Here is a 15,813-nt window from a genome sequence, read left to right on the forward strand (position 1 = left end):
ACAGACTCGGTGGACTCGGTGAACACGGCGGACACGGTGGTGGCCGGGCGCGGCGCCGACCGTCCGGGTGCCGGCGCCGGTTCCTGGCGCGCGGGCATCCGCCGGGCGGTCCGCAATGGTTCGCGGCCGGAACCCTGGAGGCGCGGCCTGGTGCTCGCGGCGCTGGCGCTGCTGCTGGGCCTGTCCATGCTGCTGCACGCGGAGATCCCGAACGGGATCGGGAACCTCGGCAGCCTGGTGGAGACCGTCCTGCCGTGGTTCGGCCTGTTCATCCCCGTCCTGCTGATCGCCGCGCTGTGGCGCCGCTCCGCTTCCGCGGTGACCGCGCTGCTGCTGCCGGCCATCGTCTGGCTGAGCCTGTTCGGCGGGCTGCTCGGCGACAGGTCCCACCCGGGCGGCGATCTCACCGTGGTCAGCCACAATGTCGGCGCCGGCAATCCCGACCCGGCCGGCACCGCCGGCAAGCTGGCCGCGTCCGGGGCGGACGTGCTGGCACTGGAGGAGCTGTCGCGGGAGGCCCAGGGCGCCTACGAGAAGGGGCTGGCGAAGGCGTACCCGTTCCACACCGTTCAGGGCACGGTCGGGCTGTGGAGCAAGCTGCCGCTGTCGGACTCCCGGCCGGTCGAGATCGAGACGGACTACGGCCCGCTCGCGGCCACCAAGCCCGCCGCCGCCAAGCTGGTCGACAACCGGGCGCTGCGCACCACGGTGGCTACGGACCACGGGCCGCTGGCGGTGTACGTGGCGCACCTGGGGTCCGTACGGGTGAATCCCAGAGGCGGCTTCGTGACGGTCTCGCGGGACAGGAACGCGCAGGCGCTCGGCAGGGCCGTCGCCGCCGAGCGGAACGCGCGGGTGGTGCTGCTCGGCGACCTGAACGGCACCATGGACGACCGCGCGTTCGCCGGCCTCAACGCGCAGCTGCGCTCGGCCCAGGACGCGGCCGGGGACGGCTTCGGCTTCACCTGGCCGACCGAGTTCCCGATGGTGCGGATCGACCAGATCCTCGTCCGCGGCGTGAAGCCGATGAGCTCGTGGGTGCTGCCGCCCACCGGCAGCGACCACCGGCCGGTGGCGGCCCGGATCAGCTGGTGAACGGCCCCGCGGCGCCGGCTCCGTGCCGGCGGTTCGCCTCGCGGTCAGCCGGGGACGTGCCCGAAGATCCGGCTGCCCGCGGCGGCGGGGTCGTCCCCGGCCCAGAACTCGTACCAGTGGGCCGCGAACTCCTCCCGGGAGATCGCGCCGTCGCCGTCCAGGTCCAGCAGGGCGAAGGCGTCACCGCCGTCGATGCGGCCGCTGCTCCACGCCGCGATCATCCGCTGGTACTCGGCCAGGGAGATGAGGCCGTCGCCGTCCTCGTCCACGGCCTCGAACATCATGTCGGCGGTCGTGGTGACCGCGCCGGGCATGCTCCTGAGCAGGTCGACGACGGCCAGGACGTCGTCGATCATGACCGCGTCGGCCGTGCGGGAGTGCGTGGCCAGGGTGTCCCACCAGCCGCGCATGACCGCCAGCAGCCGTTCCTCGTCGCCCGCGACCCGGACCGCCGCCCACCGGCGGGCGAGGGCCTCGAAGTCGGCCTTGCGGAGAACGCCGTCCCCGTCGCCGTCCATGGCATCGAAGATCGACTGCACTTTGTCTCGCTGAAAGGGACTCGCCACACTTCCGTCGTCCCCGCTCCCCCGAAGAGCGACACTGCCCCCACAGCGCCCTTGCCGTCACAGCCGAGTGACATCGCGATTGCCCGGAGTCACGATCATTCGCCGCCCAACTCGACGGCGCGGCGCAGGTCTCCGGCCTAGGCCTCCGGCTGTTCCCACGCTGCGAACTCCAGGCCTGGCTGAGCACCTGCATCCAACGCCTGCCGACGGGTGACGCCCGCCATGGACCGCAACGTCGGTCGCGGGCGTCTGTTATCCATGTATGTTCTCCTGCATGGCAGGACAGCGATCGGAGCGGGTCAGCGGGTATCGGGAGCGGAACTCCACCGCCGACCGCGCGCTGGACATCTTGCTGCTCTTCGACGACTCGCGCCTCGTGGTCGGCGGGCAGGAGGTCGCCGACCACCTCGGGGTCGCGCGGTCGACCGCCTACCGGTACCTGCAGAGCCTGGCGTCCTCGGGGTTCATCGAGGAGCAGCGGCCGGCGGGGTACCGGCTCGGACCGCGGGTGTTCGAGCTGGCGCGGCTGGCCCGCAAGGGCATCGGGCTGTCGGAGGTCGCGCGGCCGGTGATGCGGGAACTGGTCGAGCAGGTCGGCGAGGCGGTGCTGCTGACGCGCCGGACGGGCGCGACGGTGGTCTGCCTTGAGCGGGAGGAGGCCGACCATCCCGTCCGGCTGTCGTACGAGCGCGGGCACGTGCTGCCCGTCAACGCGGGCGCGTCGGCGCTGGTGCTATTGGCGTGGGCGCCGGAGAAGGAGATCGACGAGGTCGTCGAGCAGAGCGGCCTGCCCCGGTTCACCGACGCGACGCTGACCGACGCGGCCGCGCTGCGGGATCGGCTGGAGCGCATCCGGGAGACGGGGACGGCCGTGTCGCGCGGCGAGCTCGACGCCGACGTGCTGGGCGTGGCGGCCCCGATCCGCGATTCCGGCGGCGCGGTCGTCGCCGCGGTGAGCGTGGCCGCGCTGTCGTACCGGGTCCCGGACGAGCGGGTGCCGCAGGTCACCGAGGCCGTGGAGAAGGCCGCCGCGCGGATCAGCGAACGGCTGGCGATCCTCGACTCCTAGACGGGGCGAGCGGCGCGGCACTCGGCGGTGCCGCGCCGCCGGCGCGTCTACTGGACGGGGCGGTAGGCGGGGCCGCCGTCGTCGAGGAGGCGCTCGGCCTCGGCGTAGATCTCCTCGGGGGGCAGGCCGAAGTCGATGCTCTTGCGGAAGGGCTGGGGGATGTCCCGGTCGATGCGCAGGTAGACCTCGTTGCGGTTGCCCTCGGGGTCGAAGAAGTAGATCCCGAGGGCGTTGCCGTGGGTGACCTCCTGCTGCACCCGGACCCCTTCCTCGGCGAACCTGCGGTGGAACGCGCGGATGTCGTCGAGGGTCTCGACGCGCCAGGAGATCTGGTGCTGCTGCTTGGCGCCGGGCGGGGCGGTGCGGCCGGTCTGCAGGACGAACTCGTGGTGCTCGACGTCGGGCCGGGCACTGAGGAAGACGATGCCGATGTCGTCGTCGTGGTCGGTGACGGTGAGGCCGAGGACGCGCTCGTAGAAGTCACGCATCAGCGGGAGGTCATCGACCCAGAGTCCGGTGTGTCCTAGTTCGGCGATGGCCATGGACGGCTCCTTGTCCTGTTTAACAGGATGCTGATCCTGAATATCGAGCACGCTAGCTCATTGACCCTCGATCGATCTAGCTCTAGCTTGTATCGAAAAGCAGGATGTCTGCTTCGAAAAACAGGACAGGACGTGGGATGCGGTTCGTCGCCTATCAGGACGAGGACGGGGCCGAGGCGCTCGGCCGGCTCGACGGGACGCGGGTGCACCGGCTCCGCGGCGCCGACCGGATCGACCGGGCGGTGCCCGATCTGGACGGGGCGCCCGCCGCGGAGACGGGCGTGGAGCTGGACGGCCTGACGCTGCTCCCGGTCGTCCGGCCGGAGAAGGTCTTCTGCGTCGGCCTCAACTACCGCGCGCACGTCGAGGAGACCGGCCGCGACCTGCCGGACTACCCGGTCCTGTTCCCGAAGTTCGCCTCCAGCCTGATCGGGCACGGCGCGCCGATCACGCTTCCGCCCGAGTCGTCCCAGGTCGACTACGAGGCGGAGCTCGCCGTGGTCATCGGCAAGGCGGGCCGCCGCATCCCGAGGGACCGGGCGTTCGAGCACGTCCTCGGCTACACGATCGCCAACGACGTCACCATGCGGGACTTCCAGTACAGGACGCATCAGTGGATGCAGGGCAAGGCGTGGGACGCCTCCACGCCGCTCGGGCCCGTCCTCGTCACCGCCGACGAGCTGGACCCCGCAAAGCTGGACATCTCGCTGCACCTGAACGGGCGGGAGATGCAGTCCTCGAACACCGACCGGCTGATCTTCGACGTGCCGCGGCTGATCGAGGTGACGTCGCAGTTCACGCGGCTGGAGCCGGGGGACGTCATCCTCACCGGGACGCCCGGCGGCGTCGGGTACCGCCGCGATCCGCAGGTGTTCCTGGCCGATGGGGACGTCGTCGAGGTGACGATCGCCGGCATCGGCACGCTGCGCAACACCGTCCGTGCCGAAGCCTGAGGAGGAGACCATGGGCACCGTCAGGGAGAGCTTCGAGACCTTCCCGTTCGACGCGCCGCCGCGCGTGTTCGAGCGGCGCGAGGAGCAGTTGCTGGGCGACCCGCACACGCGGCCGGGCGCGCCCCGGATGGGGCGCGGCCACCCGCCGATCGAGGTCGTCCACTTCGACGCCGAGTACGTCCAGCGGGCGTTCGCGCCGCCGCGCGGCGTCTACGAGAGCGACTTCATGCGGCTGGAGTGGCAGACGATGAACGGCCGGCAGCCGTTCTACCACCGCAACTGCGACGTGGACGAGATGTCGCTCCAGGTCGCGGGCGTGCGGTCGCTGATGACCGAGTTCGGCACCGTCGACCTGGTTCCCGGCGACTTCTCCCGCATCCCGGTCGGGGTCGCGCACGACAACTACGGGCGCGAGGACATCCACGTCCTGTTCTACGTGCCGGCTCCGGTCGTCGAGGCGGTTGCGGCGCAGCGGACGTCGGAGGTGGTGATCCCGCCGTTCGAGGGCTGGGAGCCCGGCGAGGTCAACGAGATGATCACGCAGTGCCTCGCCGGCCCGGGTCACGACATCGTGCTGGCCCCGACCGACGAGCGGGCCCTGCTGGAGCAGGCCAAGGGCGAGACCGAGCGGATCCAGGTGCTGCGCCCGGACGACGCGTCCGGCACGACCTGGCTCTACCGGTCGTCCCACGTCCTGATCGGGCGGACCGTCGCCGAGGCGTCCGACGGCCGCGTCTACCGCCGGATCCGCAACGCCGAGGAGATCCAGTACCAGATCAGCGGGCGCCGGACGCTCGTCACCCAGCGTGGAACGGTCCTGCTGGAACCCGGCGACTTCGTGAAGGTGCCGGTCGGGATCGCGTTCACCTCGATCCACCACGAGCCGAGCATCCATCTGACGGTCGCGTCCGCGCGCGAGGTCCCGCAGGTCACCGACGCGACGAGGACGGCCGAGCGGCTGCCGGCGGCGGAGATCGAGGCGCTGCGGTGACGGCACGCGAACGGGCGGTCGCGGCGAACCGGGCGCTGGCCGCGGCCGGGCAGTCGGACATGGTGTGGGGGCATGCTGCGGTCCGCGACCCGGACGGGCGCGGCATCTGGATCAAGGCGCCGGGCTGGGGCTTCGAGGAGATCCGCGACGACCGGATCCAGCTGGTGTCGTGGGACGCCGAGGTCGTCGAGGGCGAGGGCGCGCCGCACAAGGAATGCCACATCCACCTGGAGATCCTCCGGCAGCGGCCGGAGCTGCACTGCTCGGTCCACTCCCATGCGCAGGCGGCCGTCGCGTTCGCCGCGCTGGACGCGCCGCTGCTGCCGATCTCCCATGAGGGGGCGCTGTTCGGCGGCGCGGACGTGCCGCGCTTCGCCCTGACCGGCGGGCTCGTCCGCACTCCGGAGCTCGGGCGCGCCCTGGCCGAGGCGCTGGGCGACGCGCCCGCCGCGCTGATGCCCAAGCACGGCCTGGTCGCCGCCGGGACGAGCGTCCAGGCGGCCGTGATGCACGCCGTTCTGCTCGACGGGGCCTGTCGGACGCAGCTGACGGCGATGGCCGCGGGACCGGTCCGGGTGTGGTCGGACGGCGCGGAGGCGGCGGCGAAACGGGACGAGTGCTGGCCCGACAGCCAGATCGACGCCGGCTTCGCCTACCTCGCGCGCAAGGACGGCCGTCCGTGACCGCCCCCGCGAACGCGCCGGTGCTCATCGTCGGCGCGGGCCCGGTCGGGCTGGCCGCCGCGAACCTGCTGGCGGCGCGCGGCGTGCCGGTCGTCCTGGTCGAGCGGAACTCCGCCACCAGCGACGAGGCCAAGGCGATCAGCCTGGACGACGAGTCGCTGCGCACGCTCCAGGCCGCCGGGCTGGACGAGGCCGTGCTGGAGATCGTCGTGCCGGGCACGGGCACCCGCTACTACGACCGCAGGGACCGCCCGCTGTTCCAGGCCCGCGGCCCGGAGCCGTACCGCCTCGGCCACCCGTTCAAGAACCAGTTCGCGCAGCCGGAACTGGAGCGCGTCCTGCTGCAGAACCTCAAGGACCGCGACGGCGTCGACGTCCGGTTCGGCACCCGGCTCGTCGAGGCCGAGGACGGGCCCGGCGGCGCGACCGCCGTTCTGGAAACCGCCTGCGGCACCCGCACCGAGCTGGGTGCGAGCTGGGTGCTCGGCTGCGACGGCGGTCGCAGCACGGTCCGGGAACTGAAGGGCATCGGGATGACCGGGACCAGCCACCGCGAGGTCTGGCTGGTCGCCGACACCACCGGCGACCCCCACGACGAGCGGTACGGCATGCACCTCGGCCGCCCCGACCGGCCGACGGTGATCGTGCCGGGGCGGGACGGCCGCTGCCGCTACGAGTTCCGGCTCCGCCCCGGCGAGGGCGAGGGCAGCACACGGCCGGACTTCGCGACCATCGAGCGGCTCGTCTCCCCCTACCGGACGATCACCCCCGAGCAGGTCGAGCGCGCGACGAACTACACCTTCAACGCCGTGGTCGCCGACCGGTGGCGCGACGGCCGCTGCTTCCTGCTCGGCGACGCCGCGCACATGATGCCGCCGTTCGCCGGGCAGGGCCTCAACTCCGGCGTCCGCGACGCCGCCAACCTGGCGTGGAAGCTGGCGGAGGTGTGGCACGGCCGCGCGGACGAGCGGCTGCTGGACACCTACGAGCCCGAGCGGCGCCCGCACGCCGAGGCGACCGTCGCGTTCTCCGAGCGGCTCGGGCGGGTGGTGATGACCGTGGACCCGATGCGGGGGCGCCTGCGGGACACCGCCGTGCGCGCTCTGCTGCTGGTCCCGTGGAGCCGCCGGTACCTGACCGAGATGCGGTTCCGGCCGCGCGCCGTCCACGCCGAGGGCGTCGTGGTCCGGACGGGGCACGGCGACGAGCGGCTGGTCGGGACCCAGCTCCCCCAGCCGCGCGTGCTCGTCCCGCCGGGTCTGCGCCCGCGGCGGCTCGACGACGTCCTCGGCGACGGCCCGGCGCTGCTCGGCGTGGACGTCACGCCCGCCGCCTGGGAGCGCGCCGGCGATGCGCTCGGGTCGTGGCGACTGCGGCGGATCGACGTCGTGCTCGGCGACCGGCTGCCGCGCCCGCGCGACGGCCGGCAGGCCGTCGCCGACGCCGACGGGCGGCTCGAATCCGCGCTGGGCGCCGCGCGCGGCCGGTTCGTGCTGGTCAAGCCCGACCGCTACGTCGCGGCCGTGTTCCCCTCCGCCCGCGCCGCGCGGGTGCGCGACGCGCTGGCCGGCTACTTCGACATGGAAGGCACGACATGACCCGTCCGCCCGAACCGAAGATCGACCGGTCGCTGACGTTGCATCTGCGCGGCGACTGGGGCGCCGCCAACCTGCATCGGGTCTGCGGCTGGATCTCCCAGGAGCTCACCGACCGGTGCGGCCCGTACACCAGGGTCGCGATCTGGAACAGCCGTGGCTACGCCGACGCCGTCCGGGCGGTGGGGCGGGGCGAGGTGGACGTGGCGCTGACGACGCCCGCCGCGTTCGCCAGCGCCGCCCTGGACGGCCGCGGCCTGTACGCCGAAGAGTCGTTCCCCGAGCTGCGCGCGCTCGGCGTGGTCCCGCAGCGGGACCGTCTGGTCGTGGGCGTGCGCCGGACGCTCGGGATCACGTCGTTCGCCGAGCTGCGCGAGGCGAAGCCCTCGCTGACCCTCGCAACGTCCGGCCATGACGGGGAGAACCACGTCGGGGTCGGCGCGCACGAGCTGCTGACCCGCTCCGGTGTCGACGTCACGGGCTGGGGCGGGACGATCCTGGCCGACGAGCGTCCCTGGGAGACGTTCGCGCACGTGCTGGCGGGACGCGCGGACGCCGTCGTCCACGAGGCGGTCATGCTGCCGCACTGGCAGGAGTTCGGCGGCGACCTCCACTTCCTGGAGGTGGAGCAGGACGTCCTGGACGGCCTGTGGACCGACTACTCCTGGCCGGCGGCGACCGTCGAGGAGGGCCACTTCCCCGGCTGCCCGCGCTTCCGCACGCTCGACTTCTCCGACTTCCTGGTGCTGACCCGCTCCGACCTGCCGGACGACGTCGCGTACGCGATCGCGTGGGTGCTGGGCGAGACCCGCGAGGTCATCGAGCGCCAGTACCGGCACCTCCCGCCGGAGAAGAGCCCGGTCACCTATCCCCTCGACCCGGTGGCGATGGGCCGCACGCCCGTCCCGCTGCATTCCGGCGCCGCCGAGTACTACCACGCCCTGCCGCAAGGAGAGTCATGACCGAATGGATCACCGTTGAGACCGCCGACGGGCCGATGCGGGTCTACGCCGCACGGCCGGACGCCCCTGCCGATCGGGCCGTCGTGGTCCTCCAGGAGGCGTTCGGCGTCAACGACCACATCCAGGACATCGCCCGCCGGTTCGCGGCGCGCGGCTTCCTGGCCCTGGCCCCCGACCTGTTCCACCGCACCGGTGTCGCCACCCTCGGCTATGACCAGCACGCCGAGGCGATGCCGCTGATCGGCGCGATCGGTCCGGACGCGATCGTCACCGACGTCGGCGCCGTCGTGGACCACCTCGCCGCCATCGAGGGCGTCCCGGCCGATCGGACCGCGGTCGTCGGGTTCTGCTTCGGTGGCCGCGCCGCGTTCACCGCGGCCACCGCGATCCCGGGGCTCGCCGCGACCGTTGTGTTCTATGGTCCCGGGATCGCGGCGGGCCCGCACGCCGTCCTGGACCGGGCCGGGTCGATCGACGCGCCGATGCTGCTGCACGTCGGCGCCGAGGATCCGACGATCCCCGCAGACCAGGTGAAGGCCATCGACGCCGCGCTTCAGGACGCGGGCGTCGACTTCGACCAGCACGTGTACGACGACGCCGGGCACGCCTTCGCCTGCGACGCGCGCCCGCACATGTACCGGCCTGCCGCAGCCGAGGCCGCGTGGGAGCGTACGCACGCGTTCCTCGACCGGCACCTGCCCTCGACCGCTGCGGGGGCCCGGTGAAGTCGATGCTCGCCGCGCGCGCCGACCGCGGCTCCGACGCGCTGCAACTCGTCGAGATCCCCGTTCCGGAGCCGGGACCGCTGGACGTCCTGGTCAAGGTGGCCTCCGCCGGCCTCGCTCCCGGCATGATGCGGCTGCTCGCCATGGGCGCGTTCCGGCATCTGCCGACCACCCTGGGGCACGAGGCCGCCGGGACGATCGCGGCCGTCGGCGACCAGGTCACCGGGGTCGCGGTCGGCGCCCGGGTCCGCGTCCATCCCAACCTGACCTGCCGGTCGTGCCGGTACTGCCGCACCGACCGCGAGATGATGTGCGTGCAGCAGGCGATGATCGGGCACGCCGCGTTCAGCGACGTCCCGATGCCGCTGTACGACGCGTACCACGACGGCGGGCTCGCCGAGTACGTTCGCGTCCCGCACTGGCTGGTCGACCCGCTGCCGGACGCGGTGAGCTTCGACGTGGGCGCGAAGGTGCACGACCTCGCCAACGCCGTCCGCGCCCTCAAGCTCGCCGACCTCACGCCGGGCGCGACGCTGGTCGTCACCGCCGCCACCGGGACGATGGGCACCGCAACGATCGCGCTGGCCCGCCACTTCGGCGTGGCGCGACTCGTCCTCGTGGGGCGCAGCGCCGAGCGGCTGGAGGCGGTGCGCCGCCTCTCCGCCGGCGTCGCCACCGACATCGTCGCGCTGGACGAGCTGCCGTCCGGCTGGGACGAGAAGCAGGGCCTCACCCGGGCACTGCGGGACCTCGTGCCCGCAGGCGCCGACGCCGTCCTCGACTACGTCCCGCAGGGCCCGGTCACCTTGCAGGCGACCACGGCGCTCTCCACCGGCGGGACGCTCGTGCACATGGGCGCCAACCAGGCGCCGGTGACGCTCCCGATGATCGCGCTGATGCGGAACTGCTGGCGGATCGTCGGCACCCGCGCGTGCACCCGCACCGACGCCGAGCAGGTCCTCGGCCTGCTCGGCAGCGGCGCGCTGGACGCGGCCGACCTGATCACCCACCGGTACCCGCTCGCCGACGCCGTCCGCGCCGTCGACGCCATGCAGAGCCGCACCGAACCGATCTGGATGGCCGTGGTCAATCCCTGACGACATTCGCGAAAAGGCCGGCCCGGTGCGACGCGCACCGGGCCGGCCTTTCGCCTCCGGTCAGGGGACGACGGGTGCGGTCTCCTGCGCGGCGGCCCGCTTCTCCTGCGAGGGCGGCAGGATCCGGGGCAGCCCCGCGATCACGGCGGCTCCGAGGACCGCCGGGACCATGAAGGCGAAGAACCCCGCCTTCGACGAGGTGAACAGGTCGGTGGCCACCGCGACGTAGGACGGGCCGGCGACCGCGCCGAGCCGCCCGACGCCCAGCCCGAACCCGAGACCCGTGCCGCGCAGCCGCGCCGGGTAGAACGCCGTCATGCAGGCGATCACCATGTTCTGGCCGCCGAGCGTGCCGAGCCCCGCCAGCGCCGACACCGCCAGCAGCAGGACGTGCGGCTGCGGGGTGCTCAGGACGAACAGCGCCACCGCCGCGAGCACGAAGCCGCCGAGCGTGACCGGCTTGAGGTGGCCCCGGTCGGCGACCACGGAGCCGCCCAGGCTCCCCGCGGTCGCCCCGACGGTGAAGGCGATGGTGAACTCCAGCGACGAGCCCAGGTCGTAGCCGGACTTCATCATCACCGCGGGCAGCCAGGCCGTGGTGCTGTAGACGAGCGCCATGCTCATGAAGGAGGCGCAGCAGAACAGGACGGTGGCGCGCCGGCTGCCGGAGGTGAACAGCTCGGACAGGCGTGTCCGCTCCCGTTCCGTCCCGCCGCGCCCGGCGGGCGCGTCCTCCTTCATCCGCCAGATCAGCGGGACGAGCACGATCGGCAGCGCGCCGAACAGGAACAGCCACTGGAAGTGCACGTCCGGCAGCAGCAGCCGACCGAGGACGGCAGACGCGGTGCCGCCGACGCCGATGGCGCCGAGCGCGACCGTCAGGTGCAGGGTCCGCCGCCGCGGAGGCGCGGCGTCGGTGACGTAGGCGCTGACCAGCGGGGCGAGCGCGCCGATCCCGACGCCGGTGCAAAATCGGGCGGCGGCGAACAGGCCGAGGGACGGCACGAACGTCGCCGCCGCCATCGACGCGGAGATCCAGACGACGGCGACGGTCAGCGGAAGGCGACGTCCGCGCCGGTCGGCGGCCCAACCCGCGAGGACCGAGCCGAACGGCATGCCGAGCGCGGTGACGCTGCCGAGCATCCCGAGGGTGTCGTGGGTAGCGCCCCACGGCTTGTACTGCATCAGGCTCGGCCCGACGGTGCCGATGGCGAACACGTCGTAGCCGTCGATGAACAGGATGAGGCAGGCGAGGACGAGGACACCGGCCTGCCGTCTGCCGGTGGCGGGTTCTGGGGTCGCGGACATCGGATCTCCTTACGCAGGGGTGGGTGCACGCGGGGTTCGGAGTCGGACAGCGCAGGAGCAACCGAACGCAGCATGGGCAGGGCGCGCGGCCGTGGGCCGGGCGCGCCAATGCGTCTTCGGGGCGTGTCAGTCGAGGTGGCCGGCCGCCCGCCGGAGGATCTCCGGCGGGGAGGCGGGGGCGTCACCGGTCCAGGCGACGTGCTGGTCGGGCCGGACGAGGCGGAGGCCGGCGGTGTGCGGGTCGTTGAGGATCTCGAGCGGGATGCCGTGGTCGGCGGCGGCCTTGGCGAAGCCCGAGGGGTCGGTGGCGGACGGGTTCGCGACGAGCGTGAAGCCGCGTCCGAGATGGTCGTAGAGGGAGTCGCCGGATGCGAGCCAGCGATGCGGGAGCCGCCCGCCCGCGTCGTCGGCCACGATCGGTGAGCCTTGGTAGGTGTAGCCGAGGACGAGGTCGAGGCTGTGGAACTCGGCGTCCTTGGTGCGCTGGACGGCCGCCGCGACCGCCGGGCGGGCGGCGGCGAACTCGGCGTCGGTGCCGGTCAGCCGCGGGTCGGCGAGTTCGGGGGCGAGGGTCGCCATGTTGCGGGCGGCCTCCGCGATCGTCCGCGCGGCGATGGGCCGGCGTTCGGGTTCGTAGCTGCGCAGCAGTGTCTCCGGCGCCCATCCGGACAGGACGGCGGCCAGTTTCCAGCCGATGTTGACGGCGTCGCCGATGCCGGTGTTGAAGCCGTGCCCGCCCCACGGCGGGTTGAGGTGCGCGGCGTCGCCGGCGAGGAAGATCCGTCGCGTGGCGTACCGCGTGGCCAGCAGCATCTTGGCCTTCCACGGGTCGGTCGCGACGATCTCGGCGTCGATGTCGGCTCCGACCAGCTCGCGGACGAGCGCCAGCGGATCGGCGTCCCCTTCCTGCTGGGTGACGCCCTGCGCGATGCACCACCAGGTGTCGCGCAGGTCGAGCCGGCCGACCAGCCCCGGGCGGCTGGGATGCAGCACCCAGTAGTGGACGGCGGGTCCGTGCGGCACCCGCTCGGCGAGGCCGGGGGCGCGGAAGACGATGTTGAAGTTGGGGCGTGCGTCGGCGGTGCCCTCGTAGCTGACGCCGATGGCCTCCCGGACGGTGCTCCACGCGCCGTCCGCGCCGATCAGGTACGCGGCGCTGACCTGCCGATCCCTGCCGTCGGGCGCGGTGACGGTGGCGGTGACGCCGTCGTCCTCCTCGCGGACGGCCCTAACGGACCGGCCGGTGAGCAGCTGTGCGTACCGGGAGCGCGCGACCGCTTCCCTGAGCACCTGCTCGACGGCCGGTTGCGGGATCTGCTGGCCGGGTTCGGCGACCAGGTCGTCCCCGGCCAGGTCGAGGCCGAAGCAGCCGTGGATCCGGGTGATCTCGCGGCCGAGCAGCCCGGTGGTGAACACGGCCTGGTCGGACCAGGCCACCGGCAGGGCGGCCCGTTCGCGCACGGCATCGGCGAGGCCCCAGCGGCGGAACAGCTCCATCGTGCGCGCCGAGGTCGTCTTGGCGCGCGGCCGCAGCCACGACACCTCCTCACGAGGCTCGACGACCAGCGATCGGACGCCATGGTGGGCGAGTTCCAACGCCGCCGCCAGGCCCACCGGGCCGCCTCCGGCGATCAGCACAGGCACGCGGTGCGGCGGTTCGTTCGTCACGACGCCTGCCCTCCCCCGGCCGAAACGCACAGCCGCGCCCGGAGTTGACCGATGAGTTCGTGCAGCTCAGCCGGGCTTTCCGCAGCGCCGAACAGGTAGAAGTCCGGGCGGATCACGGCGGCGGTGTGGTCGTGCTCCCGCATGTGGGGCAGGTAGGCGTTCTCGGTGTCGACATAGCAGTCGGCGGGTGTCCCGGCATCATCCGGCGAGTAGAGCGGAATGATGACGGCGCCGATGCGCCGGAGGAACTCTCGGTCGTCATCGTCCATCGCCTCGCCCGCGGCGGTTCCGTCGAGCAGGACGGTGAAGCCGCCTCCGGTGATCTCGTCCAGCAGGGCGGTCTTGCCCTGGCGGGTGACGCGGTGCTGGGGCGTGAGGTGTCCGACGTCGGCGCGGCGGAGCCCGTCCGGGCCGCGCTGCAGGACGCCGTCCCCGAGGACGGGCGGCGGAGTGTCGGGGAGGACGCGCGCCGGGTCGGCGCCCGCCGCGATCATGCGGTCGTCGCGGGCGGCGGCCTCGTCCTCGTCGAGGACGCAGATGACCCGGCCGAGCGCCATCGACATGCCGATCGCGTGCTGGACGTGCTCGCGGCGCTCGGTGGTGTAGGTGTCGAGCAGGTCCGGCCCGGCGACGCCGCGCAGGACGAGGTCCAGCTTCCAGCCGAGGTTCATGGCATCGCGCAGGCCCGAGCACATGCCCTGGCCGGCGAACGGCGGCATCAGGTGGGCGGCGTCCCCGGCGATCAGCAGGCGGCCGTCGCGCCACCGCTCGGCCCAGCGCGCCTGGAAGGTGTAGAGCGCGTGCCGTTCCAGCATGGTGTTCTCGGGGGTTCGGCCCCAGGGCTCCAGCAGGCGCCACGCCGATCCGAGGGAGTTGAGGTCCTCGGGGCTCTCCCCCGGCAGCCGCATGAACTCCCAGCGGCGGCGTCCGGGGCCACCCGACACGATCGTGGTCGGACGGGCGGGATCGCACAGCTGCCAGTTCATGGGCGACCATTCCCGCTCGTCGCGCGGAATGGTGTCGACGATGAGCCAGTCGAAGAAGAAGCCCAGGTCGGTGACGCCGGCGCCCATCCGGTCGCGGACGAAGCCGTTGGCGCCGTCCGCGCCGACGACGTAGCGGGCATGGAAGGTGGAGTCGCCGCCTTCGTCTGCTCGCGCAGTGAGGCGTACGCCATCGCCGGTGTCGTCGAGTGCGGTCACCTCCAGGCCGCGGCGGACGGTCACGCCGGGCAGTTCGGCGACCGCGGCGGTGAGCACGGCCTCAAGCTCCGGCTGGGAGAAGAAGTTGGCGGCGGGCCAGCCGCTGGGCCCGGTCCCCGACCAGTCGATGCGGACCAGGGTCTGCCCGTCCCGGTTGCGCCATTCGTAGAAGTCGGGCACGGGCTCGGTGACGCCGCGGACCTGCTCGGCGACGCCCGCCGCCTGGAAGATCCGGCCGATCTCGTCGTCGAAGTGGACGGCGCGGGGCAGCGGGTAGGGGCGCGGCCGGCGCTCCAGGACCAGGACGCGGTGCCCCGCGCGTCCGAGCAGCAGGGCCAGCAGCTGCCCGACGGGCCCGAAGCCGACGACGGCGACGTCGTGCTCGGTCACGCGGTCACCGTCCCGCACCGTGCGTGCCGGTCATCAGCTCGGCGAGGTCGTCGGGGCGCAGGAAGGACGGGGGCGGCGGCGGACCCCAGTTGAACAGCCCCCTGGCGCCTTCGAGGGTCTCGGGCGTCCAGAGCTGGTCGTCGACGATGCAGTCGAGGTCGGAGTAGTACTCGGAGAAGTTGCCGGCCGGGTCCTTCAGGTACCAGAAGAAGTTGGAGCCCGCGTGGTGGCGGCCGAGGCCCCACACGTGCCGTTCGGGGTGGCCCTCCAGCATCGCCGACGCTCCGCGTCCGACCTCGTCGACGTCGTCGACCTGCCAGGAGGTGTGGTGCAGGAAGCAGACGGGCGCGGCCAGGACCAGCAGGTTGTGGTGGTCGGTGGAGCAGCGCAGGAAGACGCCGGCGTCCTTGATGATGTCGCTGGTGCGGAAGCCGATGCCGTCGCGGAAGAACGCGCTGGTCGCGGCGAAGTCGGTGGTGGCCAGCACCGCGTGGCCGAGCTTGCGCGGCCGGACCGGTTCCTCGCGCAGGACGCCCGGTGCCCGGGTGCCGGTCCGCTCGTAACGTCCGGGCCCGTTGTAGGGGGTGGGCGGGACGGGCTCCTGCCGCAGCCGGGGCGCCGCCTCCACCACGGCCCGCACGCCCGTGACGGGCTCGACCGCGGTGAGGGTCGCGGCGGACCGGTCGCAGGCCACGCCGAGCCGCTCCAGGCGGGCGGCCGCCGCACCCAGGTCGTCGGGCGAGTCGGCGCCGACGTGCATCTCGACCAGGCGGCGCGTCGGGCTCGGCACGATGCGCAGCTGGCGTCCGCCGTCGCGGGTGCCGAACCAGCCTCCCGTGTCGGGCCGCAGCCCGAAGTCGGCGTAGTAGTCCGCGGTCTCGGCGACGTTGGGGACGCCGATGGTGACCGAGATCAGGCGGTGCAGGGACATGGGTGTCTCCTCGGCTGGAGGGGTGGGAGCCCGGAG

At 73.1% G+C, this 15,813-nt stretch carries 15 protein-coding genes; 9 read left to right on the plus strand and 6 right to left on the minus strand.

The window, feature by feature from the left end; genetic code table 11:
* The first annotated feature begins 96 nt into the window (after positions 1–96).
* Positions 97–1,095 (plus strand): endonuclease/exonuclease/phosphatase family protein, encoded by a 999-nt coding sequence (locus QP089_RS19740; protein WP_446474069.1) that lies wholly within the window; start codon positions 97–99, stop codon positions 1,093–1,095.
* 44 nt (positions 1,096–1,139) lie between these two features.
* On the opposite strand, the gene QP089_RS19745 is transcribed toward QP089_RS19740, so the two are convergent.
* A complete protein-coding gene (locus QP089_RS19745) occupies positions 1,140–1,661 on the minus strand; it encodes an EF-hand domain-containing protein (protein ID WP_353070593.1) in 522 nt (173 codons plus the stop codon).
* 274 nt (positions 1,662–1,935) lie between these two features.
* Here QP089_RS19745 and QP089_RS19750 point away from each other — a divergent pair, with 274 nt between their 5' ends.
* The gene (locus QP089_RS19750) at positions 1,936–2,730 is read left to right on the plus strand and encodes an IclR family transcriptional regulator (protein WP_285913161.1); all 795 of its coding nucleotides are present in this window, start codon (positions 1,936–1,938) and stop codon (positions 2,728–2,730) included.
* 47 nt (positions 2,731–2,777) lie between these two features.
* Here QP089_RS19750 and QP089_RS19755 read toward each other — a convergent pair whose 3' ends face one another.
* Complete coding sequence (locus QP089_RS19755) at positions 2,778–3,272, minus strand: VOC family protein (RefSeq protein ID WP_285913163.1); 495 nt, start codon at positions 3,270–3,272, stop codon at positions 2,778–2,780.
* A gap of 137 nt (positions 3,273–3,409) precedes the next feature.
* Here QP089_RS19755 and QP089_RS19760 point away from each other — a divergent pair, with 137 nt between their 5' ends.
* From QP089_RS19760 to QP089_RS19790, 7 genes are read left to right on the plus strand one after another with little or no spacing between them, the layout of a single operon-like run.
* Positions 3,410–4,225: a fumarylacetoacetate hydrolase family protein gene (locus tag QP089_RS19760; protein ID WP_285913164.1), complete on the plus strand. Its 816-nt coding sequence runs from the start codon at positions 3,410–3,412 to the stop codon at positions 4,223–4,225.
* 10 nt (positions 4,226–4,235) lie between these two features.
* On the plus strand, positions 4,236–5,216 hold the full coding sequence (locus QP089_RS19765; RefSeq protein ID WP_285913165.1) for a hypothetical protein: 981 nt from the start codon (positions 4,236–4,238) through the stop codon (positions 5,214–5,216).
* Positions 5,213–5,899 carry a class II aldolase/adducin family protein gene (locus QP089_RS19770; protein ID WP_285913167.1) on the plus strand — a complete coding sequence of 229 codons (687 nt, stop codon included), beginning with the start codon at positions 5,213–5,215 and terminating at the stop codon, positions 5,897–5,899. The genes QP089_RS19765 and QP089_RS19770 overlap by 4 nt, the downstream gene beginning before the upstream one ends.
* A gap of 20 nt (positions 5,900–5,919) precedes the next feature.
* On the plus strand, positions 5,920–7,497 hold the full coding sequence (locus QP089_RS19775; protein ID WP_446474070.1) for a bifunctional 3-(3-hydroxy-phenyl)propionate/3-hydroxycinnamic acid hydroxylase: 1,578 nt from the start codon (positions 5,920–5,922) through the stop codon (positions 7,495–7,497).
* Positions 7,494–8,456 carry a TAXI family TRAP transporter solute-binding subunit gene (locus QP089_RS19780; protein ID WP_285913172.1) on the plus strand — a complete coding sequence of 321 codons (963 nt, stop codon included), beginning with the start codon at positions 7,494–7,496 and terminating at the stop codon, positions 8,454–8,456. The genes QP089_RS19775 and QP089_RS19780 overlap by 4 nt, the downstream gene beginning before the upstream one ends.
* Entirely contained in the window at positions 8,453–9,181 is a 729-nt protein-coding gene (locus QP089_RS19785) for a dienelactone hydrolase family protein (RefSeq protein WP_285913175.1), read from the plus strand. Before QP089_RS19780 ends, QP089_RS19785 begins: the two co-directional genes overlap by 4 nt.
* A gap of 5 nt (positions 9,182–9,186) precedes the next feature.
* Complete coding sequence (locus tag QP089_RS19790; protein ID WP_285913259.1) at positions 9,187–10,278, plus strand: alcohol dehydrogenase catalytic domain-containing protein; 1,092 nt, start codon at positions 9,187–9,189, stop codon at positions 10,276–10,278.
* A gap of 60 nt (positions 10,279–10,338) precedes the next feature.
* Here QP089_RS19790 and QP089_RS19795 read toward each other — a convergent pair whose 3' ends face one another.
* The 4 genes from QP089_RS19795 to QP089_RS19810 form a co-directional block, all read right to left on the minus strand.
* Positions 10,339–11,586 (minus strand): MFS transporter, encoded by a 1,248-nt coding sequence (locus QP089_RS19795; RefSeq protein ID WP_285913177.1) that lies wholly within the window; start codon positions 11,584–11,586, stop codon positions 10,339–10,341.
* 126 nt (positions 11,587–11,712) lie between these two features.
* Positions 11,713–13,254: an FAD-dependent monooxygenase gene (locus tag QP089_RS19800; RefSeq protein WP_285913178.1), complete on the minus strand. Its 1,542-nt coding sequence runs from the start codon at positions 13,252–13,254 to the stop codon at positions 11,713–11,715.
* A complete protein-coding gene (gene mhpA / locus QP089_RS19805; RefSeq protein ID WP_446474066.1) occupies positions 13,251–14,864 on the minus strand; it encodes a bifunctional 3-(3-hydroxy-phenyl)propionate/3-hydroxycinnamic acid hydroxylase MhpA in 1,614 nt (537 codons plus the stop codon). The genes QP089_RS19800 and mhpA overlap by 4 nt, the downstream gene beginning before the upstream one ends.
* Positions 14,851–15,777, minus strand: a complete 927-nt coding sequence (locus QP089_RS19810) for a VOC family protein (protein WP_285913180.1) — start codon at positions 15,775–15,777, stop codon at positions 14,851–14,853. Before QP089_RS19810 ends, mhpA begins: the two co-directional genes overlap by 14 nt.
* Between the last annotated feature and the right edge of the window lie 36 nt (positions 15,778–15,813).

It is taken from the genome of Actinomadura opuntiae, assembly GCF_030283205.1.
Taxonomy (GTDB): Bacteria; Actinomycetota; Actinomycetes; order Streptosporangiales; family Streptosporangiaceae; genus Spirillospora.